This window comes from Achromobacter sp. D7-1, assembly GCF_059760445.1.
Genome location: NZ_JCBAMT010000025.1, coordinates 52,785 through 73,989 on the forward strand (window position 1 = coordinate 52,785; position 21,205 = coordinate 73,989).

21 protein-coding genes and 1 other RNA gene are annotated in these 21,205 nt (G+C 63.5%); 15 read left to right on the forward strand and 7 right to left on the reverse strand.

Annotated features, from left to right (window positions below; genetic code table 11):
* Positions 1-58: 58 nt before the first annotated feature.
* From AC6LKD_RS13420 to AC6LKD_RS13445, 6 genes are all read left to right on the forward strand, one after another.
* Positions 59-631 carry an RNA pyrophosphohydrolase gene (locus AC6LKD_RS13420; protein WP_013391497.1) on the forward strand — a complete coding sequence of 191 codons (573 nt, stop codon included), beginning with the start codon at positions 59-61 and terminating at the stop codon, positions 629-631.
* Positions 612-1,298, forward strand: a complete 687-nt coding sequence (locus tag AC6LKD_RS13425) for a response regulator (RefSeq protein WP_013391498.1) — start codon at positions 612-614, stop codon at positions 1,296-1,298. The genes AC6LKD_RS13420 and AC6LKD_RS13425 overlap by 20 nt, the downstream gene beginning before the upstream one ends.
* A gap of 30 nt (positions 1,299-1,328) precedes the next feature.
* Positions 1,329-2,831, forward strand: coding sequence for a sensor histidine kinase (locus tag AC6LKD_RS13430; protein ID WP_085947832.1), 1,503 nt, complete (start codon positions 1,329-1,331; stop codon positions 2,829-2,831).
* A gap of 245 nt (positions 2,832-3,076) precedes the next feature.
* Positions 3,077-3,505 (forward strand): tripartite tricarboxylate transporter TctB family protein, encoded by a 429-nt coding sequence (locus tag AC6LKD_RS13435; protein WP_207473562.1) that lies wholly within the window; start codon positions 3,077-3,079, stop codon positions 3,503-3,505.
* 6 nt (positions 3,506-3,511) lie between these two features.
* Complete coding sequence (locus AC6LKD_RS13440; RefSeq protein WP_013391501.1) at positions 3,512-5,041, forward strand: tripartite tricarboxylate transporter permease; 1,530 nt, start codon at positions 3,512-3,514, stop codon at positions 5,039-5,041.
* Between the two features lie 109 nt (positions 5,042-5,150).
* Positions 5,151-6,080, forward strand: coding sequence for a 2-hydroxyacid dehydrogenase (locus AC6LKD_RS13445; protein WP_498116513.1), 930 nt, complete (start codon positions 5,151-5,153; stop codon positions 6,078-6,080).
* Here AC6LKD_RS13445 and AC6LKD_RS13450 read toward each other — a convergent pair.
* Positions 6,074-7,009: a LysR family transcriptional regulator gene (locus AC6LKD_RS13450; RefSeq protein WP_088138358.1), complete on the reverse strand. Its 936-nt coding sequence runs from the start codon at positions 7,007-7,009 to the stop codon at positions 6,074-6,076. The genes AC6LKD_RS13445 and AC6LKD_RS13450 overlap by 7 nt on opposite strands.
* Before the next feature lie 152 nt (positions 7,010-7,161).
* Between AC6LKD_RS13450 and AC6LKD_RS13455 the strand changes: the two genes are divergently transcribed.
* Positions 7,162-7,791 (forward strand): FMN-dependent NADH-azoreductase, encoded by a 630-nt coding sequence (locus AC6LKD_RS13455; protein WP_498116514.1) that lies wholly within the window; start codon positions 7,162-7,164, stop codon positions 7,789-7,791.
* 65 nt (positions 7,792-7,856) lie between these two features.
* On the opposite strand, the gene AC6LKD_RS13460 is transcribed toward AC6LKD_RS13455, so the two are convergent.
* From AC6LKD_RS13460 to AC6LKD_RS13475, 4 genes are all read right to left on the reverse strand, one after another.
* Positions 7,857-8,762, reverse strand: coding sequence for an NAD(P)-dependent oxidoreductase (locus AC6LKD_RS13460; protein ID WP_013391505.1), 906 nt, complete (start codon positions 8,760-8,762; stop codon positions 7,857-7,859).
* A 76-nt stretch (positions 8,763-8,838) separates the two neighbouring features.
* Complete coding sequence (locus AC6LKD_RS13465; RefSeq protein WP_498116515.1) at positions 8,839-10,443, reverse strand: gamma-glutamyltransferase family protein; 1,605 nt, start codon at positions 10,441-10,443, stop codon at positions 8,839-8,841.
* Between the two features lie 185 nt (positions 10,444-10,628).
* Positions 10,629-12,134: a tripartite tricarboxylate transporter permease gene (locus AC6LKD_RS13470; RefSeq protein WP_013391507.1), complete on the reverse strand. Its 1,506-nt coding sequence runs from the start codon at positions 12,132-12,134 to the stop codon at positions 10,629-10,631.
* Positions 12,135-12,147: 13 nt separating this feature from the next.
* The gene (locus AC6LKD_RS13475; RefSeq protein WP_013391508.1) at positions 12,148-12,612 is read right to left on the reverse strand and encodes a tripartite tricarboxylate transporter TctB family protein; all 465 of its coding nucleotides are present in this window, start codon (positions 12,610-12,612) and stop codon (positions 12,148-12,150) included.
* 425 nt (positions 12,613-13,037) lie between these two features.
* Here AC6LKD_RS13475 and AC6LKD_RS13480 point away from each other — a divergent pair, with 425 nt between their 5' ends.
* From AC6LKD_RS13480 to AC6LKD_RS13495, 4 genes are all read left to right on the forward strand, one after another.
* Positions 13,038-13,484: a hypothetical protein gene (locus AC6LKD_RS13480; protein ID WP_498116516.1), complete on the forward strand. Its 447-nt coding sequence runs from the start codon at positions 13,038-13,040 to the stop codon at positions 13,482-13,484.
* Positions 13,484-13,795: a cell division protein ZapA gene (locus AC6LKD_RS13485; protein WP_006388757.1), complete on the forward strand. Its 312-nt coding sequence runs from the start codon at positions 13,484-13,486 to the stop codon at positions 13,793-13,795. Before AC6LKD_RS13480 ends, AC6LKD_RS13485 begins: the two co-directional genes overlap by 1 nt.
* Positions 13,796-13,828: 33 nt before the next feature.
* Positions 13,829-14,013: non-coding RNA, 6S RNA (gene ssrS, locus AC6LKD_RS13490), on the forward strand.
* An 82-nt stretch (positions 14,014-14,095) separates the two neighbouring features.
* Positions 14,096-14,854, forward strand: coding sequence for an SIMPL domain-containing protein (locus AC6LKD_RS13495; protein WP_492276975.1), 759 nt, complete (start codon positions 14,096-14,098; stop codon positions 14,852-14,854).
* On the opposite strand, the gene lgt is transcribed toward AC6LKD_RS13495, so the two are convergent.
* Positions 14,829-15,617 carry a prolipoprotein diacylglyceryl transferase gene (gene lgt / locus AC6LKD_RS13500; protein WP_013391511.1) on the reverse strand — a complete coding sequence of 263 codons (789 nt, stop codon included), beginning with the start codon at positions 15,615-15,617 and terminating at the stop codon, positions 14,829-14,831. The genes AC6LKD_RS13495 and lgt overlap by 26 nt on opposite strands.
* A 126-nt stretch (positions 15,618-15,743) precedes the next feature.
* On the opposite strand from lgt, the gene ilvD reads away from it, so the two are divergent.
* From ilvD to msrA, 3 genes are all read left to right on the forward strand, one after another.
* Complete coding sequence (gene ilvD, locus AC6LKD_RS13505; protein WP_498116517.1) at positions 15,744-17,429, forward strand: dihydroxy-acid dehydratase; 1,686 nt, start codon at positions 15,744-15,746, stop codon at positions 17,427-17,429.
* Positions 17,413-17,748 (forward strand): c-type cytochrome, encoded by a 336-nt coding sequence (locus AC6LKD_RS13510; RefSeq protein WP_054458538.1) that lies wholly within the window; start codon positions 17,413-17,415, stop codon positions 17,746-17,748. Before ilvD ends, AC6LKD_RS13510 begins: the two co-directional genes overlap by 17 nt.
* A 77-nt stretch (positions 17,749-17,825) precedes the next feature.
* Complete coding sequence (msrA, locus tag AC6LKD_RS13515) at positions 17,826-18,380, forward strand: peptide-methionine (S)-S-oxide reductase MsrA (protein ID WP_013391514.1); 555 nt, start codon at positions 17,826-17,828, stop codon at positions 18,378-18,380.
* A gap of 82 nt (positions 18,381-18,462) precedes the next feature.
* Here the strand turns inward: msrA and hppD are convergent, their stop codons facing one another.
* On the reverse strand, positions 18,463-19,575 hold the full coding sequence (hppD, locus tag AC6LKD_RS13520) for a 4-hydroxyphenylpyruvate dioxygenase (protein WP_013391515.1): 1,113 nt from the start codon (positions 19,573-19,575) through the stop codon (positions 18,463-18,465).
* A gap of 156 nt (positions 19,576-19,731) precedes the next feature.
* On the opposite strand from hppD, the gene AC6LKD_RS13525 reads away from it, so the two are divergent.
* Positions 19,732-20,208, forward strand: coding sequence for an Lrp/AsnC family transcriptional regulator (locus AC6LKD_RS13525; RefSeq protein WP_013391516.1), 477 nt, complete (start codon positions 19,732-19,734; stop codon positions 20,206-20,208).
* The last annotated feature ends 997 nt before the right edge of the window (positions 20,209-21,205 follow it).

Genomic DNA, 21,205 nt, shown 5'->3' on the forward strand with positions numbered 1-21,205 from the left:
GGTGGCAGCAGATACGTATAATCGACCGTAATTGTATTGAATTCGGTGGGGGTGGCCCATGCTTGACCGCGAAGGCTACCGCCCCAATGTCGGCATCATTCTCGTCAACGGTAGAAACGAGGTCTTTTGGGGCAAGCGTATCAGGGAACATGCCTGGCAGTTCCCCCAAGGCGGCATCAAGTACGGCGAAAGCCCGGTGCAAGCCATGTATCGCGAACTCCATGAAGAGGTGGGCTTGAAGCCCGAGCATGTCCGTATTTTGGGGCGTACACGCGATTGGTTACGTTATAACGTGCCCGATCACTTCGTCCGGCGTGAGTGGCGCGGCCACTATAAAGGACAAAAGCAGATTTGGTTCTTGTTGCGCCTGGTAGGACGTGACAGCGATGTGTGCTTGCGCGCGACGCAGCATCCGGAATTCGATGCCTGGCGCTGGAGCCAGTATTGGGTGCCCCTGGATGCCGTGATCGAGTTCAAGCGCGATGTCTACACCCAGGCGCTGAACGAGTTGTCGGCTATCCTCTTCCGGCGCCATCACGAAACCCGCTACCTGCGCCAACGGGTGCACGGGCAACGGGCGGCAGACAATCTGCCCGAAGGAACGGACGGTCATGCGCATATTGTTGGTTGAAGACGAACGGGACATGGCGTCCTGGTTGATGCGCGCACTCGCCCAGAGCGGATTCGTGCCGGACCACGCGGCCGACGCCCGTACCGCCGAAGCCTTCATGGCGGGCACCGAGTACGACGCCATCGTCATGGACCTGCGCCTGCCCGACAAGCATGGGCTGGTGGTGCTGCGCGAAATGCGCAACCGCGACGACCGCACCCCCGTGCTGCTGCTCACCGCCCAGGGCGCCCTGCAGGATCGCGTGCGCGGCCTGAACCTGGGCGCGGACGACTTCCTGACCAAACCCTTCGCGCTCGAGGAACTGGAAGCGCGCCTCACGGCGCTGGTGCGTCGCAGCCGCGGCCGCCAGCATCCGCGGCTGCAATGCGGTTCGCTGTCCTACGACAGCGAAAGCCGCGCCTTCACCCTGGACGGCTCGCTGCTGTTCCTGACTCCGCGCGAACATGCCGCCCTGGCCGCCTTGCTGACCCGCAGCGGCTATCCGGTGGACAAGTCCCAGTTGTTCGGCAAGGTCTTCACCCATGACAGCGAAGCCAATCCAGATGCCATCGAGGTCGTGCTGCACCGGCTGCGCAAGAAGCTGACCGGCAGCGACGTGCGTATCGTCACCGTGCGCGGGCTGGGCTACATGCTGGAAAGCGTCGCCAGCGAGTCCGCGGAATCCTGAGTGAGGCTGCGGCTATCCGAGCTGCCGCGCGTGGGCATCCGCGCGCTGCTGATCATTCTGCTGCTGCCGGGCGTGATCATGCTCCTGGTGGTAGACAGCGTGAACGACTACCGCACCCTGGCCGAGATCACCAACGAAGCCTACGACAGCGCCCTGGTGGAGCCGGCCCGGGTGCTGGAAAGCAGCCTGGAATTCACGCCTGACGGCAATCTGCAGGTCGCCACGCCGCTGTACGCGCAGGTGATGCTCGAGTCCCGCGCGGGCCTGCGCAAGTACTTCCGCATCGAAGAGATCGACCCGCCCCTGCCCGACGGCGCGGCGGTACCCACGGCCCCGGGCAAGACCCTGCTGGGCATGCCGGAAATGCCGCGTCCGCCCAGCTGGCCGCGATCCAACAGCCAGCCTATTTTCTACGACAGCGTCTATCGCAACGATCCCGTGCGGGTCGTCGCGGTGGTGCGGGATCTGTATTACCAGGGGCAGCACCGGCAGGTACTGGTGGTCGTGGCCGAAAGCACCGGCAAGCGCATCGAAGCCGAGAACAACGCGCGGCGCCAGGAAATCCTGCGCGACACGCGCATGTTGGCGCTGGTGGCGCTGCTGGTGTGGTGGGGCGTGTCGTGGGCGCTGAAGCCGCTACGCCGGCTGCGCAACGATATCCGTGCGCGCCGCCCGGATGACCTGACGCCGCTGGACGCCTCGCGCGTGCCCAGCGAAGTGGCGCCGCTGGTCGATGCGGTCAATCACCATATCGCCCGCTACCGTCGCGTCCTCGATGAACAATCGCAGTTCCTGGCCGATGCCTCGCATCAGCTGCGCACGCCGCTGGCCATCATGCTGACCCAGGCCCAGTACGCCCTGCGCGAGCGCGATCCGGCCCGCGCGCAGGAAGGCCTGCGCGGCATCGTCGACCAACTGGGCCGCACGCGCCGCCTGACCGAGCAGTTGCTGTCCCTGGCCCACGCCAATCAGGCCGATCAGCTGCCGCGGCAGTTGCTGGACATGAATGCCGTGTCGCGCGAGGTGGTGCTGCAATACCTGCCGCTGGCGCACGAAAAGCAGCAGGACCTGGGCTGGGTGCAGGCCGGCTCCGAAGAGGGGCTGGAGATCCCCGCGCCGGTTTCGGGCAACGAGGCCGAACTGCACGAGGCGCTTTCGAACCTGGTGCACAACGCCATCCATTACGCCCCGGTTGGCGCGCGCATTACCGTATCGGTCTGCTGCCACGCCAACCGCGCCGAGGTTGCCGTGTCCGACAACGGGCCAGGGCTGGACCCGATACTGCGCCAGCGGGCCTTCGCGCGTTTCGAACGCGTCGGTACGGACAAGCCGGTCGCCTCGTCTGGGTCGGGCCTGGGGCTGGCGATCGCCCGCGCCTATGCCCGCCGCAATGACGGCGACATCGAACTGCGCGACGGCGAACCCAACGCCCAGGGGGGCGTAGGACTGGCTTCCGTGCTGTGGTTGCCGCTCGCGTCCACCGTCTCGCAGTATCCGCGTCCGCTCGATGTCGAGCTCAAGGGCGATCAGTAACTTCTCCGCATTTCCGCTTTCATCCGCAGCTTCCGTTCAGGGATAACCCCCGAATTCAGGATCGCGACAGCGCACAGAAAGCGGATTAGCAGCTTCCTTCCGTAATCTGCGTCCGGGCCTGTCGCCAGGACCCGGGTCGCGCTCGCTTCGAGCGGCACATCCCCGGGCAGGCGCGCGGCCGCACCACGAAGGAGGATGAAGTGCAAAAGACAATCAATAGAAAGGACTATTACGGCGGAGCGCTGATGGTCCTCATCGGGCTGGGGGCAATCTACGGCGGGACCGACTATCACATCGGCACCTTGAGCCACATGGGACCCGGCTTTTTCCCTGCGGCGCTCGGCGGTCTGCTGGCGCTGACCGGCGTGCTGATCGCCATCTCGGCGCGCTCGGGCGAATCGTCGGCGCCGCCGCCCGGCGACGGCCACGGCCATGGACTGCCGGATTTCCGCGGCGGCGCCTGCATCCTGCTGGGCATCCTGGCTTTCCTGCTGCTGGGCCATTACGGCGGCTTGCTGCCCGCCACGTTCGCCATCGTATTCATCTCTGCGCTGGGCGACCGCAAGAACACGATCAAGCAGGCCATCCTGCTTTCGGTCGCCATGACCGCCATCGCGGTCGTCGTCTTCTGGTGGGCGCTGCAGCTGCAGCTTCCGCTGTTTCGCTGGGGTTGAAGCGCCATGATTTCGCAATCCTTGATGGACCTCTGGTACGGCTTCGGGGTCGCCTTCCAGTGGCACAACCTGATGTGGTCGTTCTTCGGCGTGCTGGTGGGCAACCTCATCGGCGTGCTGCCCGGCATGGGTGCGCTGTCGGCCATTTCCATTCTGCTGCCGCTGACCTACGTGATGCATCCGGTGCCCGCCATCCTGATGCTGGCAGGCATTTTCTATGGCTCGCAGTACGGCGGCGCCATTGGCGCGATCCTGCTGAATCTGCCTTCGCACCCGCCGCACGCGGTCACCTGCCTGGACGGCTATCCGCTGACCAAGCAGGGCAAGGGCGGAACAGCGCTGGGCATCACGATGATCTGTTCGTTCTTCGCCGCGTCGGTGGGGATCATCGTCATGATCTTCGCCTCGCCGCTGCTGGTGGAAGTCGCGTTCAAGTTCGGTCCGACCGAGATTTTCTCGATCATGCTGCTGGGCCTGCTGGCCGGCGCCACGATGTCGCGCGGCTCGCCGCTCAAGGGCGTGGCAATGACTTTGTTCGGCCTGATGTGCGGCGTGGTGGGCACGGACGTGAACACCGGCACCATCCGCTTCTCCTTCGGTCTGCTGGACCTGTCCGACGGCCTGGAACTGGTGGCGATTTCGATGGGCCTGTTCGGCGTGGCCGACTTCCTGATGAGCGTCAACCGCATGACCATCATCGGCAGCGGCGCCAAGCTGCGCCTGCGCGACATGCGGCCCAGCAAGCAGGAACTCAAGACTGCTTTCTGGCCCATGGTTCGCGGCACGGCGGTGGGCACGCTGTTCGGCGCCATGCCCGGCACCGGTCCCACGATCACCACTTTCGTGGCCTATGCGCTGGAGCGCAAGATCTCCAAGACGCCCGAGAAATTCGGCACCGGCATGATCGCCGGCGTGGCGTCGCCCGAAGCTTCTTCGCACTCCAAGACGCAGGTCGACTTCATCCCCACGATGAGCCTGGGCATTCCCGGCGACGCGGTGATGGCGCTGATCCTGGGCGCGCTGCTGATCCAGGGCATCCAGCCCGGCCCGCAGCTGATCACCGAGCATCCGGACATCTTCTGGGGCCTGATCGCCAGCTTCTGGGTGGGTAATGTGCTGCTCATGGTGCTGAACGTGCCGCTGATCGGCGTGTGGGTGAAACTGCTGCAGGTGCCGTACCGCTACCTGTTCCCGTCGGCGCTGTTCTTCATCGCGGTGGGCGTGTTCAGCACGCAGAACAGCCTCTTCCAGATTTGGGAAGTGCTGGCGTTCGGTGTGATCGGCGCGATCCTGATGACCCTGGAGTTTTCCGTCGCGCCCATCCTGCTCGGGTTCGTGCTGGGGCCGATGGTCGAAGAGAACTTCCGCCGCGCGCTGTTGCTGTCCCGCGGCGATCTGGCGGTATTCGTGGAACGGCCGATCAGCGCCTGGTTCATTGGCGCAAGCGCCTTGCTGATCTTCCTGCAAGTGTGGGCATTCCTGCGCCGCAACAAGAACAAGGACAAGAGCAAGCCCGAGGTGCCGCAAGCGGCCTGAGCGTGGCTGCCCTCAGTCTGAACACGGCCCGGCAATCTGCCGGGCCGTTTGATTTGTGGGGCGGCATCCCTCATGCTTGAGGCTTCCCGAGCCTGCACTCAGAGCCATCATGCACATACTCTTTGCCTGCCCCCACCACGATCCCGCCGCCTGGGTTCCGCTACTGGAAACCGCCATGCCCGGCTGTCGCATCTCCGTGTGGAACCCTGACGGCCCGCCCTCGGGCGCGGAAGCCGCCCTGGTCTGGCGTCCGCCGGCAGAGCTCTTCGCGCACGAGACCGGCCTGAAGACGCTGTTCAATCTGGGCGCCGGCGTCGATGCCTTGCTGAAGATGCCCGAGATCCCGCCGCATGTGCGCATCGTCCGCCTGGAGGACGCGGGCATGTCGGTGCAGATGGCCGAGTACGCGCTGTACGCGCTGCTGCGCGTCTCGCGCGATTTCGAAGCCTTCGATCACGCGCAGGCGCGCCAGCATTGGGACACTCGCGAAGGCTCGCGCCAGGCGGACTGGCCGGTCGGCGTGCTGGGGCTGGGGCAGGTGGGCGCGCGCGTGGCGCAGATCCTGGCCCAGTTTGGCTATCCCGTGGCCGGCTGGTCGCGTTCGCCGCGCGAGATCTCGGGCGTGGAGTCCTACGCGGGCGAAGCCGCCTTGCCGGCGTTCCTGGCCCGCACGCGCTTCCTGGTGAACGTGCTGCCGCTCACGCCGGACACGATCGGCATCCTCAATCGCGACACGCTGTCGCAGCTTCTGCCGCATGCGCATCTGGTCAACGTGGGCCGCGGCGAACATCTGGTCGAAGACGATCTGGTGCAGATGCTTGAAGAAGGCGAGATCGACGGCGCCACGCTGGACGTCTTCCACACCGAGCCCTTGCCCAAGGACCATGCGTTCTGGCGCGATGCGCGCGTGCACGTCACGCCGCATATCGCGGCGCGCACCTTGCGCGACGAAAGCATCCGGCAGATCGCGGACAAGGTTGCGCAACTGCAGCGCGGCGAATCCATCAGCGGCGTGGTGGACCGCTCGCGCGGCTACTGAGCCGGGGGCAGCGGGGCCTTTTCCAGCCGCTGGTACATGGCGGGCAGGCGCTCCGACAGGAAATCGAGCAGGGCGCGCACGGCGGGCATCATGCCCCGCCGCGACGGATAGATGCAATGCACGATGCCTTCGGGCGACTGCCACTGCGGCAGGACCTGCACCAGCTGGCCGCGCCGCAGCTGTTCGTGCGTGGCGATCGAAGGCAGCAGGGCGATGCCGCGACCGCGCACCGCGGCCTCGGTCAGCACGATGAAGTCGTTGCACGATAGCTGCGGCTTCAATTCCACATGCACCTCTTCGCCCTTGTCGTTGCGCAACGGCCAGCGCACTTCGTTTTGCGGATCGCTGAAACTCAGCGTGGTATGCGTGGCGAGATCCTGCGGCGTATCGGGCGTGCCGTGGCGTTGCAGGTAGCTGGGGCTGGCGACCAGCGTGCCGCGCGCCGTGCCGAAGTGGCGCACGACCAGTTCGGCGTCCGTATCCAGCTTGGTGCGTACGCGCAGGGCCAGGTCCACGCCTTCGCGGATCAGGTCCACGCGGCGGTTGGTCACCAGCAATTGCACCGACACGGCGGGCCAGGCGTCCAGGAACTCGGGCAGCAGCGGCGACAGCACGTCCTGCGCGATGGACACCGGGCAGCTCACGATCACAGGGCCGGTGGGCTCCGCCTGCAACTGCCGCATGGCGTCGTCCGCCGCGCGCGCCGAGGCGGCCATTTCACGGCAATAGTGCAGATAGCGTTCGCCGGCCGAGGTCAGGCGCAAGCGGCGCGTCGTGCGTTGCAAGAGGCGCACGCCCAGGCTTTCCTCCAGGTGCGAGATCCGGCGCGACAAGCGGGATTTCGGGATATCCAGCGCCCTGGCCGCCGCGCTGAAGCCTCCCTGCTCGACCACCTGGGAGAAGTAATAGAGATCGTTGAGATCTTGCATAATTGTTCTATTCCTGGAACGAATAGTTCATCATAACCGTATTTATGTGAACAATTAAGCGGTCTACAGTGACGCCATGCACTCGGGATCTGATCAAAGCCTACGGATCCTGACCGCCCGCAGCGAGCGGGCCCTCACTGGAGAAATTTGCAATGAAGACCCTGGTTATCCTTTCCTCTATTCTCGGCGATCGTTCCAACAGCAAGCAATTGGCCGATCACCTGATCAACCGCGTCAAGGCGTCCAACCCGGCCGCGGCCATCAAGGTCCGTGACCTTGGTGCGCAACCCATCCCGTACTTCGACGGCAACACCGCCGGCGCGCTGTTTACCCCGGCGGATGCCCGCAGCGTGGAACAGCAACGCCTGGTTGAGATGAGCGACACGCTGGTCGCCGAAGTGATGGAGGCCGACCGCATCGTCTTCGCCGTTCCGGTCTACAACTTCAACATGCCCGCGCAGTTCAAGAGCTATCTCGACCATCTGGCGCGCGCCGGCATCACCTTCCGCTATACCGCCGAAGGCGTGCCGGAAGGTCTGGTCAAGGGCAAGCAGGTGTTCGTGCTGACCGCCCGCGGCGGCAAGGCCGAAGGCACGCCCTCGGATACGCTGACGCCTTATCTGCGCCAGATGCTCGCCTTCCTGGGCATGACCGACGTCAACTTCATCGCCGCCGAAGGCATGGCCATGGGCGAAGTGGCCGCGCTGGAAGGCATTGCGCAGGCCAAGCAGCGCATCGATGCGCTGCTGCCCGCCGCGCAACAGGACAGCCTGGCCGCGTAAGCGCGGGCCCCAAAAGCAAAGGCGAGCCTCATGGCTCGCCTTTTTTCTTGCCGCGAGGGCAGGGCTCAGTCGCGCAGGCGCTTGATCAGGCTGGACGTATCCCAGCGGCTGCCGCCCATCTTCTGGACGTCGCCATAGAACTGGTCCACCAGCGCCGTCAGGGGCAGGCGTGCGCCGTTGTGGCGGGCTTCGGCCAGCACCAGGCCCAGATCCTTGCGCATCCAGTCCACCGCGAAACCGAACTCGAACTTGTCGTCGACCATGGTCCCGCCGCGATTTTCCATCTGCCAGCTCTGCGCCGCGCCCTTGCTGATCACGTCCAGCACGAGTTTCATGTCCAGATCGGCCGCCTGGCCGAAAGCGATGGCTTCGGACAACCCCTGCACCACGCCCGCGATGCAGATCTGGTTGACCATCTTGGCCAGTTGGCCAGCTCCCGGAGGGCCAACCAGCGTGACGGCGCGGCCGAAAGACTGTGCCACGGGCTTGATCGCATCGAACACGGCCTGTTCGCCGCCGCACATGATAGTCAGCACGCCATTGACCGCGCCCGCCTGTCCGCCCGATACCGGCGCGTCGATGAAATTCAGGCCCAGGTCCTTGGCTTGCGCGTAGAGCTCGCGCGCCACGTCGGCGGATGCGGTGGTGTGGTCGACGAAGACCGCGCCCGGCGCCATGCCGGCGAAGGCGCCGTCCGGTCCCAGCACCACGCTGCGCAGGTCATCGTCATTGCCCACGCAGGCGAACACGATCTGCGCGCCGGCCACGGCTTCGCGCGGCGTGGCCGCGCTCTTGCCGCCGAACTCGGCGACCCAGGCCTGCGCCTTGGCGGGCGAGCGGTTGTAGACCGTGACCTCGTGTCCCGCGCGCGCCAGATGGCCGGCCATGGGCAGGCCCATCACGCCCAAACCGAGGAAAGTGACTTTCTGGGCTACGACAGCGTCGTAGCTCTTGGTACCGATCGTTGCCATGCAGGGAACTCCGCTTTATGAAGTTAGGGGCATCAGGGGCGCTGGCGCCTGTTAACAGGCCCTAACCTTAACGCAATCAAAAGCCCGCGGCGAGTCCATCGCGCCGGCTGTCGCTGGCGCTGACATATCCGTCGACGGCCGGGTCGCCCAGGCGCCAGATGAATTGCCCCGATCCGAAATCCATGTAGGGATCCGCCAGGCTTTCGAGCACGTGGCCGCGGGCGCGCAGTCCCTCGGCGACCGCCGGTGCCAGGCCGGCCTCCACGTCCAATGACAGTCCGTGGTTCCATTTCCAGCGAGGCGCGTCGCAGGCGGCTTGCGGCTGCTGCCCATAGTCCAGCATCCGCACCAGCGCCTGCACCTGCCCCTGGGGCTGCATATTGCCTCCCATGACCCCGAAACTCATGACGGGGGCGCCATTGCGCATCAGGAAACCGGGGATGATGGTGTGGAAAGGGCGCTTGCCGCCGGCCACCGCATTGGGGTGGCCGGGATCGGTACTGAAGCAATGACCGCGGTTCTGCAGGCTGACGCCGGTGCCTGGCACCACCACGCCGGAACCAAAACCCATGTAGTTCGACTGGATGAAGCTGACCATCATGCCGCACTTGTCGGCCGCGGTCAGGTAGACGGTGCCGCCGCGCGGCGCATGGCCGCTGGCAGGGGCCTGTGCGGCGTTGGGGTCGATCAGGCGCGCACGCTGCGCCAGATAGTCCGCGGCCAGCATCTGTTCGGGCGTGACGCGCATGTGGCGGGCATCGGCCACGTGATCGTAGACGTCGGCGAAGGCCAGTTTCATCGCCTCGATCAGCAGGTGCTGCGTCTCTGGATGATCTACCGGGCGGGCCGCCACGTCGAAGTTTTGCAGGATGCCCAGGGCGATCAGGGCGGCGATGCCCTGGCCATTGGGTGGAATCTGATGCAGTGTGTGGCCGCGATACGCCTGGCTGATCGGCGTGACCCATTGCGGCGCGTAATCGCGCAGATCGGCCAGCGTCAGGGCGGCGTCGTGGGCCTGGGCATGCGCCACCAGCTTGTGGGCGGTTTCGCCTTCGTAGAAGTCCCGGCCGCCGCTGGCCGCGATGCGCTTGAGGGTGGAGGCCGCGCCCTGCAGCACGAAGTGCTCACCGACCTGCGGCGCGCGCCCGCGCGGCAGGAAATGCTCGGCGAAGCCCGGCTGCGGCTGCAGGACATCGGCTTGCGCCGCCCATTTCTCTTGCACGACGGGCGACACGGCAAAGCCGCGCTCGGCGTACTCGATGGCGGGCGCCAGCACGTCGGCAAAGGCCAGGCGGCCCAGTTTTTCATGCAGGGCGGCCCAGCCGGCCACGCAGCCCGGCACCGTCACGCTGTCCCAGCCCCGGGCCGGGATGGCGCCCTGATGCTTGCGCCGGAAGTAATCCATGTTCCACCCGGCCGGCGCCGTGCCCGAGGCATTCAGCCCATGCAGTTTGGAGCCGTCCCAGACGATGGCGAAACAGTCCGATCCCAGCCCGTTGCTGACCGGCTCCGTCAGGGCCAGCGTGGCGGCCGCGGCGATCGCCGCGTCGACGGCATTGCCGCCTTGCGCCAGGATCCGCAGGCCCGCCTGCGCGGCCAGCGGCTGCGAGGTGGCGACCACGTTGCGCGCGAACACCGGGCGCCGGATGGTGGGATAGGGGTTGTTCCAGTTGAAATTCATCTCGAATCGTCGCGTGGGGTAAACCCCTAGCTTAACGTACGCGAACTGCGTTTGAACATACTCCGTATTGAGTGGTATCGATCCGTAGCGTTTGTCGGACTGAATTCCGCGCGCACAAAGAAAAACCCCCGGGCGGAACCCGGGGGTTTTCAGGGCGAGACTGCCGCTGAGCGGCAGGCTGCGCTTTACTCTTCTTCGACGAAGGTCTCTTCGCGCTTCTTGCGGATCGCAGGCAGCGCCACCAGGATCACCAGGAAGACGGCGATGGCCAGCAGCGAGGCCGACAGCGGACGCGTCACGAAGGTCGTGAAGTCGCCGCGCGACAGCAGCAGGGCGCGACGGAAGTTCTCTTCCATCATGGGGCCCAGCACCAAGCCCAGCAGCAGCGGTGCGCCTTCGCACTTCAGCTTGGACCAGACGTAGCCGATGATGCCGAAGATGGCGGTGGTGAAGATGTCGAACGTGTTGTAGTTCAACGAGTACACCCCGATCGTGCAGAACACCAGAATCGCCGGGAACAGGATGCGGTAGGGCACCTTCAGCAGCTTGACCCACAGGCCGATCAGCGGCAGGTTCAGCACCACCAGCATCAGGTTGCCGATCCACATCGAGGCGATCAGGCCCCAGAACAGCTCCGGGTGGCTCGTCATGACTTGCGGGCCGGGCTGGATGTTGTGGATGGTCATCGCGCCGACCATCAGCGCCATCACGGCGTTGCCCGGGATACCCAGGGTCAGCAGCGGGATGAACGAGGTCTGGGCCGCAGCGTTGTTCGCCGATTCCGGGCCAGCCAGGCCGGCCGGGTGGCCCTTGCCGAAGCGTTCCGGGTTCTTCGAGATCTTCTTTTCCAGCGTGTAGGACGCAAACGACGACAGCACGGCGCCACCGCCCGGCAGGATGCCCAGGGCCGAACCCAGGGCCGTGCCGCGCAGCACGGCGGGAGCGGCTTCCTTGAATTCCTGCTTGTTGGGATACAGCGAGCCGATCTTGTCGGTGATGTCGACGCGATTTTCCTTCTGCTCGAGGTTGGTCATGATTTCGGCGAAGCCGAACACGCCCATGGCCACGATGGCGAAGTCGATGCCGTCCTGCAGCTCGGGGATGCCGAAGTCGAAGCGGGCAACGCCCGAGTTCACATCGGTGCCGACCATGCCCAGCAGCAGGCCCAGCAGGATCATCGCGATAGCCTTGGGCAGCGAACCCGAAGCCAGCACCACGGCGCCGACCAGGCCCAGGCACATCAGCGAGAAGTACTCGGCGGGGCCGAACTTGAACGCGACTTCAGCCAGCGGGGGCGCGAAGGCGGCCAGCAGCAGCGTGGCCACGCAGCCTGCGAAGAACGAACCCAGCGCGGCGATCGCCAGCGCGGCGCCAGCACGGCCGTTGCGGGCCATCTGGTGACCGTCCAGCACGGTCACCACCGCGGACGTTTCCCCTGGCAAAGCCACAAGAATTGCCGTCGTGGAGCCGCCGTATTGGGCGCCGTAGTAGATGCCTGCGAGCATGATCAGGCCGGCTACCGGGGGCAGCACGTACGTGATCGGCAGCAGCATGGCGATGGTCGGGACGGGGCCGATGCCCGGCAGCACGCCGATCAGCGTGCCCAGAATGCAGCCCAGCAGTGCGTAAAGCAGGTTCTCGGGCGTAAACGCCACCGAGAAGCCCAACATCAGGTTGTCAAACAATTCCATGACCGGGTGCTCCTTAGTTCATGCCCAGAAACGACGGCCACAGCGGGAAAATCAGCCCCAGCCCCTTGACGAATGCCAGATACGAGAACAGCACCAGGAAGATGCCGTTGGCGACGGCGACCTTCAGGCTGAACTCGTGGCTGGCCAGGCTGCTGACGACAACCAGGACGAATACCGAGATGTAGATGCCCAGCAGCTTGAGGATGAAGCCGTAGAGCACGACCGATCCGACCACCAGGAACACGATGCGCCAGTCGAACTTGTCGACGTGGGTGTCGTGCGCCTTCTTGGACATCGAGCCAAGCAGCACGATGGCGCCCAGCAATGCCAGAACAATGCCTAGCCAGAAAGGAAAATACCCTGGGCCCATTCGGGCGGCAGTACCCATTTGGTAGCTGCTGGCCTGCCAGGCGAATCCCAGTCCTAGGGCGATGAACATCACCCCCGACCAGAAGTCCTGTCGATTGCGTAGCTGCATGATTGGTTGGCTCCTGTTTACAGCATGTAGATAAAAAAGGTCTGTGGCCACTCCCGCCGACAGGCGAGTGACAGGCACAAAAAAGGCACTTCGGGGTGCCGTTTGTTCTTATGAAAGGTAAGGCTGGGATTCTTGAAAGGGCGAATGGTAATGGACGCCCGCCACGCTGCAAACCCTGTAAGGTCGGTGAAAGGCTGGGGTTTTCCCTAAAATTCGGGAACTCCCGACCCCGAGTTGTAACGGGTCAGGAAGTTTGAGGGCTTTTTGAAAGCTAAGTGAAAGTTTATAGAAAGAAAGGCGAAAGCAGGATCGGCCGGATGCGTGGCTTTCGTATGAGTGAGGGATAAATCCTACTGAATATTGCCGGGTTTCTCACCTTGCGTGAAGAGACCCCGTTCAACTCAGGATGGTTTACGATAGCGCCCATGCTGCAAGATCTAGACCAACTCGCCGCCCGTATCGGGCAACTGGTGCAACGCACCCGCCAACTCCACGCAGAGCGTGACGCGTTGCGCCAACGCCTGAACGACACTGAAGCCGAGCAGCGTGTGCTCAAGCAGCGCGCCGCCGAGCGCGAGGCCGAAATCGTCACGCTGCAGAGCAAGCTTCAGGACAACGACGGGGCGGTCACCGCCATGCTCGAGCAAGCCCAGCAGGCTGAAGCCTCGCTGCGTGAGCAACTGGCTCGCGAAACTTCCGAGCGCCAATCGCTCGAATCGCGTTTCTCCGCCAGGGAAACCGAACTGCAGGGCAATCTGCAGACCCGCGACACCGAATTACAGCGCTTGCGCGTGGCTGCCGCATCGGCCCGCGAGCGTATTGACGTCGTGCTGGCCCGTCTGCCGGGCGCACCGTCTGGAGAGCAACACTGATGGAACGCGTAGATGTCACCATACTGGGGCGCGACTATTCCCTGGCATGTTCCGCCGAAGAGAAGCCGACGCTGCTGGCCGCCGTGCGTCACGTGGACCAACTGATGCTGCGCATCCAGGGCACGGGCAAGGTCTCCAGCAACGAACGCATCGCCGTGATGGCCGCGCTGCAAGTCGCGGGCGAACTGCTCGCCATGAAAGCGCCCGACGGTCCTCTGGGCGGTTTGGCGGTCGGCGACTTCAAGCGTAGAATCGAGGACATGAACGCAGTACTCGATGACGCCTTGTCGGGTCAGGAAAAACTGCTCTAACCGTTCATAAAGCAGTATTCAAGTATTTTCAGTTTGTCCCTGCCGTGTTCGTGACTAGGCCATACATTCTCTGAACCTATGTCTTTTGGCATATTGGTTGCGGGAGTGCAGAGCTGGAGTGATCGTCTCCCGTAGACGAACCCGACGCTCTTCGGAACGCGACCACCTTGAACCTCAGGGTTCGAGATGCCGGCCTTGACGGCACAGGCGGGGCATCTATCCCAGCGGGCCTGCCATAAGAGCAGGTCCGCCCCGGGCGCCTCACCACTCCCTCTTCGTCCTCCCTCCTAGGACCAGTCCATGTTCAAACACCCAGTTTTCTCGCTGACCAAACTCGGCGCGGCGTGCGCAACCGTGGCCGCTCTGAGCGCCGCGCCGCTCGCGCATGCGCAGACCCAGGCGCCCGCCGCCGCTACCGAAGCGGCAGCCAGTCGTGCGCCGGAATTGACCCTGCAGGCCATGGCGTCTTCCGAGGTCAAGCAGGACACTGTGCGCATTTCCTTGTCCGCCGAAGTCGAGGCGCCCGACCAACCTGCCGCGGGCAAGAAGCTGAGCGCCGCTCTGGACGACGTGGTCAAGCGCGCGCGCGACGTCAAGGGCGTGGAAGTGCGCACCGGCGGCTACAACGTTTGGCCGAACACTTCCAGCAAAGGCAAGATCGGTTCCTGGCGCGGCCAGGGCGAAGTGATCCTCGAATCCAAGGACTTCGAAGCCGCCGCCGCATTGGCCTCCAAGCTGTCCGACAAGACAGCCATTTCCAACATCAGCTTCCTGCTGTCGCGCGAGGTGCGCGAAGCTGAAGAGCGCAAGCTGCTGAAGGAAGCCGCGCAAGCCTTCAAGGACCGCGCGTTGGCCGCGGCCAACGCCTTCGGTTTCTCGGGCTACCGCCTGTCCAAGCTGGAACTGGGCGGTTCCGGCGGTCCGGTACCGATGCCGCGCATGATGGGCGCCGCGGCCATGTCCAAGGATGCCTCGGGCGGCTATAGCCCGGACGTGCCGCTGGAAGCGGGCAACGTCACGGTTAGCATCGCAGTCAACGGGACGATCGTTTTGCAGTAAGGCTGAACATGATGGCGCCCAGGGCGACCATCGGCACGGACAGCCACTGTCCCATGCTCAAACCGCCCGCGAGCAGGCCCAGGAAGTTGTCCGGCTCGCGGGTGAATTCCACCAGGAAGCGGAACGTTCCGTAGCCCATCAGGAAGAGCCCGCTCACCTGTCCCAGCGGGCGCGGCTTGCTCGAAAACCACCACAGCAGCGCAAACAGCACGATGCCTTCCAGGCCCAGTTCATAGAGCTGCGAAGGGTGGCGCGCCAGGCCGTCGCCGCTGCCAGGAAACACCATGGCCCACGGCACATCGGTGGGCCGGCCCCAGAGCTCGCCATTGATGAAGTTGCCCAGGCGGCCGAAGCCCAGCCCCAACGGAATCAGCGGTGCAATGAAATCGCTGACCGCAAAGAACGGCAGCTTCTTCTTGCGCGCGAACAGCAGCATCACCACGATCACGCCGATCAAGCCGCCATGGAACGACATGCCGCCCTGCCACAGGTACGCCACTTCCAGCGGATGGGACAGGTAATACGAAGGCTTGTAGAACAGTACATAGCCTAGCCGTCCGCCCACCACCACGCCCAGCACGCTATAGAAGATCAGGTCTTCCAGGTCCTTCACGTTCAGCGATGTGGTGTGGCCGCTGGTGATGCGCCGGCGTCCCAGCAGGTACACCAGGGCAAAGCCCACCAGGTACATCAGTCCGTACCAGTGGATGGCTAGCGGCCCGATCTGCAGGGCGACGGGATCAAATTGGGGATATTGCAGCATGTTCTGCCCGACACAATAAAGTTGAATGATAATAACCGGCGAACATTGAAGATTCGCGCGCAAGCGAGCCAGTTCCCCCGGGGCGGTCGCCATGTCCGAGCCCCGTCGGCCGACAGGAGACAGACCATGCCGCACAACGAACGTTCCCGCCATATCACCCACGGTGTCGCGCGCGCACCCAATCGCGCCATGTACTACGCGCTGGGCTATCAAGAGTCCGATTTCGAAAATCCCATGATCGGCGTGGCCAATGGCCATTCGACCATCACGCCTTGCAATAGCGGCCTGCAGCGCCTGGCCGATGCCGCCATCGGCGCTATTCGCGCATCGCGCGCCAATCCCCAGGTGTTCGGCACGCCCACCATTTCCGACGGCATGTCCATGGGCACCGAGGGCATGAAGTACTCGCTGGTGTCCCGCGAAGTCATCGCCGACTGCATCGAGACCGCTGCGCAAGGGCAGTGGATGGACGGCGTGGTGGTGATCGGCGGCTGCGACAAGAACATGCCCGGCGGGATGATCGCGCTGGCGCGCACCAACGTGCCCGGCATCTATGTCTATGGCGGCACCATCAAGCCCGGCCATTACAAGGGCAACGATCTCACCATCGTCTCCGTCTTCGAGGCGGTGGGCGAATACACCATGGGCCGCATGCCCGAAGAAGACTTCAAGCAAATAGAGAAATGCGCGATTCCGGGATCGGGGTCCTGTGGCGGCATGTACACCGCCAACACCATGAGCTCCGCGTTCGAAGCCATGGGCATGAGCCTGCCGTACTCCAGCACCATGGCCAACGAGGACGAGGAAAAGGTCGCTTCCGCGGCGGAGTCGGCTCGGGTGCTGGTCGAGGCGGTCAGGAAAGGGCTGCGCCCGCGCGACATCATCACGCGCGAGTCCATCGAAAATGCGGTGTCCGTCATCATGGCCACGGGCGGCTCCACCAATGCCGTGCTGCACTTCCTGGCAATTGCGCATGCCGCGGAAGTGCCCTGGACCATCGACGACTTTGAACGCATCCGCAAGCGCGTGCCGGTGCTGTGCGACCTGAAACCGTCCGGCAAATACGTCGCCACCGATCTGCATCGCGCCGGCGGCATTCCGCAGGTCATGAAGCTGCTGCTCAATGCGGGCTTGCTGCATGCGGACTGCATCACCATCACCGGCAAGACCATCGCCGAGACCTTGGCCGGCGTGCCCGATGCGCCCAGGGCGGACCAGGACGTCATCATGCCGCTGGACCGCGCGCTCTATCCGCAGGGGCATCTGGCCATCTTGAAGGGCAATCTCTCGCCTGAAGGCTGTGTCGCCAAGATCACCGGCCTGAAGAATCCCGTCATCACGGGCCCGGCGCGCGTCTTCGATTCCGAGGATGACGCCATGACCGCCATCATGGCGCGCGAGATCCGTGATGGCGATGTGGTGGTCATCCGTTACGAAGGCCCGAAGGGCGGTCCCGGCATGCGCGAAATGCTCGCGCCTACCTCCGCGCTGGTCGGCCAGGGGCTGGGCGAAACCGTGGGGCTGATCACCGACGGGCGCTTTTCCGGCGGCACCTGGGGCATGGTCGTGGGCCACGTTGCGCCGGAAGCCTTCGTGGGCGGTCCCATCGCGCTGATCCGCGAGGGCGATTCGGTTACCATCGATGCCCACAAGCTGCTGTTGCAGCTCAATATCAGCGACGAAGAAATGGCGGCTCGTCGCCAGGCCTGGGTGCAGCCCCGGCCGCGTTACACACGCGGTGTGCTTGCCAAATTCGGCAAGCTCGCCAGCACCGCGAGCCGTGGGGCAGTTACCGATGCATTTGAAGAGTAGTCTGTTGTTGGCCGCCGCCTGCGTGCTGGGCGCGGGGGCGGCGCAAGCGCAAACCACCGGCTTGGATCTGGCCAAGAACAAGGCCTGTATGGCCTGCCACCAGGTCGAAGCCAAACGCGTGGGGCCGCCGCTCAAGAGCGTGGCCGAACGCTATGCGGGCCAGGGCGACGCCATGGTCGACTACCTGGCAGGCAAGATCCGCGGCGGCGGCCGTGGCGCCTGGGGCGCCGTGCCCATGCCCGCGCAAACCCAGGTCAGCCCGGACGACGCCCGCGCGCTCGCCGAATGGATCTTGTCGCTGGCTCCGCCCAAGCAGTAGTCTTATTCTCTCGCGTCCCGCGCGTAAGCTGGGGCGCTTGGCCGCAGTCCGCGGCCGCCTATCAGGAAGGAATCGTCATGGCAGAACAACCCTCCCCGGGCAATGAAGTCGCCGTGCTCGGCGGCGGCTGCTTCTGGTGCGTCGAAGCGGTGTTCACCGAGCTGCGTGGTGTCAAGAGCGTGCTGCCCGGTTACAGCGGCGGCCATGTGGACAACCCCAGCTACGAGCAGGTCTGCGGGAAGGCCACGGGCCACATCGAAGTGGCCCGCGTCGAGTTCGACCCCGCCGAATTGTCTTACAGCGATTTGCTGCGCGTGTTCTTCGCGACCCACGACCCCACCACCCCGGGCCGCCAGGGCAACGACGTCGGCCCGCAATACGAGTCCGCCATCTTCTGGCAGAACGAAACGCAGCGCGAGCAGGCGCAAGCGGTCATTGCGGAGGTCGAAGCCCAGAAAATCTACGATGCGCCTATCGTGACGCACGTGTTGCCGCCCGCCACCTTCTGGCAAGCCGAGGACTATCACAGCAACTACTTCGCCCTGCATCCCGAGCAAGGCTACTGCCAGTTCGTGATCGCGCCCAAGGTCGCCAAGTTCCGCAAGCAGTTCCAGGACCGGCTGCAGAAGTAGCAGGCGAAAAAAAACCTCACCAAAGGTGAGGTTTCAAAGCCAGCGCCGATGCCTGGGCACCGGGCGCTGGCGGGGGAAGTCTTTACTCGACGGTCTTAACCACGCCGCGGCGCATCTGGTCCAGTTCGATCGATTCGAACAGGGCCTTGAAATTGCCTTCGCCGAAGCCGTCGTTGCCCTTGCGCTGAATGATCTCGAAGAAGATCGGGCCGATCTGGTTTTCGGTGAAGATCTGCAGCAGCAGGCCGCCGCCGGGGGCGCCATCCAGCAGGATGCGGTTCTTCTGCAGGCGCGCCACGTCCTCGCCGTGATTCGGCAGGCGGCGATCCAGCAGTTCATAGTAGGTTTCCGGCGTATCCAGGAACACCACGCCGTTCTGGCGCAGCGCTTCGATGGTGCTGTAGATGTCTTCCGTGGCCATGGCGATGTGCTGGATGCCCTCGCCGCGGTACAGGTCCAGGTATTCCTGGATCTGGCCCTTCTCTTCCGTGCCTTCCTCATTGATAGGAATGCGGATGTTGCCGCAAGGCGAGGTCATGGCCTTGGACTTCACGCCCGTCACTTTGCCCTCGATGTCGAAGTAGCGCACTTCGCGGAAATTAAAGAGGCGTTCGTAGAATTCGGCCCACTCGGCCATGCGGCCCTTGTGCACGTTGTGCGTCAGGTGGTCCACCAGCGTCAGACCGGCGCCGCGGTGATGCAGATCGGCCTGGGCGTTCTGCGGATCCACGGGCACGAAGTCCACGTCATAGATGCTGATGTCGCCGATGCCGCCGTGGCCGTCCTTGCCGCTCCAGCGATCCACCAGATAAATCAGCGAATCGCCGATGCCCTTGATCGCCGGGATGTTCAGCTCCATCGGGCCGCTATGCGAGTCGAAACCCCATGCGCCCAGCTCCAGCGCGCGCTTGTAGGCGGCATTGGCGTCCTGCACACGGAAGCCGATCGCACAGATCGACGGGCCGTGCAGGCGGGCGAAACGTTGGGCAAAGGAATCCGGTTCGGCGTTGATCAGGAAGTTCACGCCGCCCTGACGGTAAAGCGTCACGTCCTTGTGGCGGTGCTTGGCGATGGCCTTGAAGCCCAGCAGTTCGAACACCTTGCGCAGCGCGGCGGGGTCCGGCGCGGCATATTCAATGAACTCGAACCCGGCGGTACCCATCGGGTTGTCCCAGGGTTGGAAAGCGCTGCTCATAAGTCTGCTCCCTTGCATCGTTTTTAAGGACGACTTGTTCTTCAAGTCTAGACGGAGATTGTAGGAAGGAACGACGGGCAGACAATTGCAAACATGTCGCGAAAGCCGCTAGGTTGAGCAATAATATTGCTGTACAGAAAACATTTAGGGCTGAAAATGTCTGACATTGAGCTAGATAGGACAGATATACGGATTTTGGCTGAGCTGCAGCGAGATGGCCGCCTGAGCAACCAGGAACTGGCCGACCGGGTGTCGCTTTCTCCCAGTCCCTGCCTGCGCCGGGTTCGCCGGCTCGAAGAGAAGGGGTTCATCAAGAAGTACGTCGCGTTGATCGACGCGGGGAAGGTCGGCCTCGGCCTGCTCGCCTACGTGAATATCCGCCTGAACAAGCACAGCGGCTCCAGTCATGCCCCAATGAGCGATTTCGCACGCGACGTGCAACTCTGGCCGGAGGTGGTCGAGTGCTACGCCATGTCTGGTGACATGGACTACCTGCTGCGCATACAGGTCGCCGACCTGGCGCATTTCTCCCGGTTCGCCATGGACACGCTGATGCGGCATCCCGCCGTGGTCGACATGCGCTCATTCTTCGCGCTTCAGCAGATCAAGGAAACCACGGAGCTTAGGCTGTAGCTGCCGCGCCTTACTGCCCTCTATATATAGGCGCGGGTGGCTGGATCGTTTCAGATGCTTTAGTACGTCCCCTAAAAACTTCATCTTCTTGAAAAAAGGGTGCCCCCTCCGCAGCATAGGAAAAATTCCGTGCTATAGTCTCGCTCCTTCGCGATTCGGCAGTTTTGAAGCGCGAAGCCAAGCAAGCACACAGGCCAGCATGGGTAACCAAGCCGACCTGCCGCCAGGCGATCAGAAATGGAAGCTCAGCGGTTATTGCAAGAATTGCGGCAAATCAGGCAGAAGCCAGTTGCACAATTCGCAAAAATCGTGCTATAGTTTTGGGCTTGGCTGGTTATGTTGTTTAAGGGTTTTCCCTTGCTTTCCAGCCACCCGGTGCGGTGACCGATCCCTGGATTCCGGGGCCAAGGCTGAGGCGAAAGTCGAGCTGAGGGGTTGCAAGATAGGGTGCAAATTAGGCAAAAGCCAGTTGCGCAATCTGCAAAAATCGTGTTATAGTCTTGGGCTTGGCAGTTGCCGAAAACTTAGGGTTAACCCTGATATTTCGATAGCTGCTAAAGAGAGGCGGACCTGAAGAGGTTGCAGGCAAGAAAGCGTAACGATGGATGTGCCGCTGACTTGACAAGCGATAAAAACTTCTTCATAATCTCGTTTCTCTGCTGCAAACAACGCGGCGCCAGCGAAAGCGGCGAAGCGAGCAGGCAGTAAGTAGTACCGAATTTAGCAGTGCCGCTCTTTAACAATTAAACAACCGATAAGTGTGGGCGCTTGATGCGAGTGCAGTGTGACTGGGTTTTAAGCCCCGGCCACAAGCACAATGAAATCAAGTGCTCACTAGAAGTGAAGTACCTTAGACGTCAAGTTTAAGAGCATACCTCACTTCCTTTGAGTAGCGACGTATGACCTGGTTTGGATTTATTCAGACCAAGAATACGAAACAAATACAGAGATTAAACTGAAGAGTTTGATCCTGGCTCAGATTGAACGCTAGCGGGAT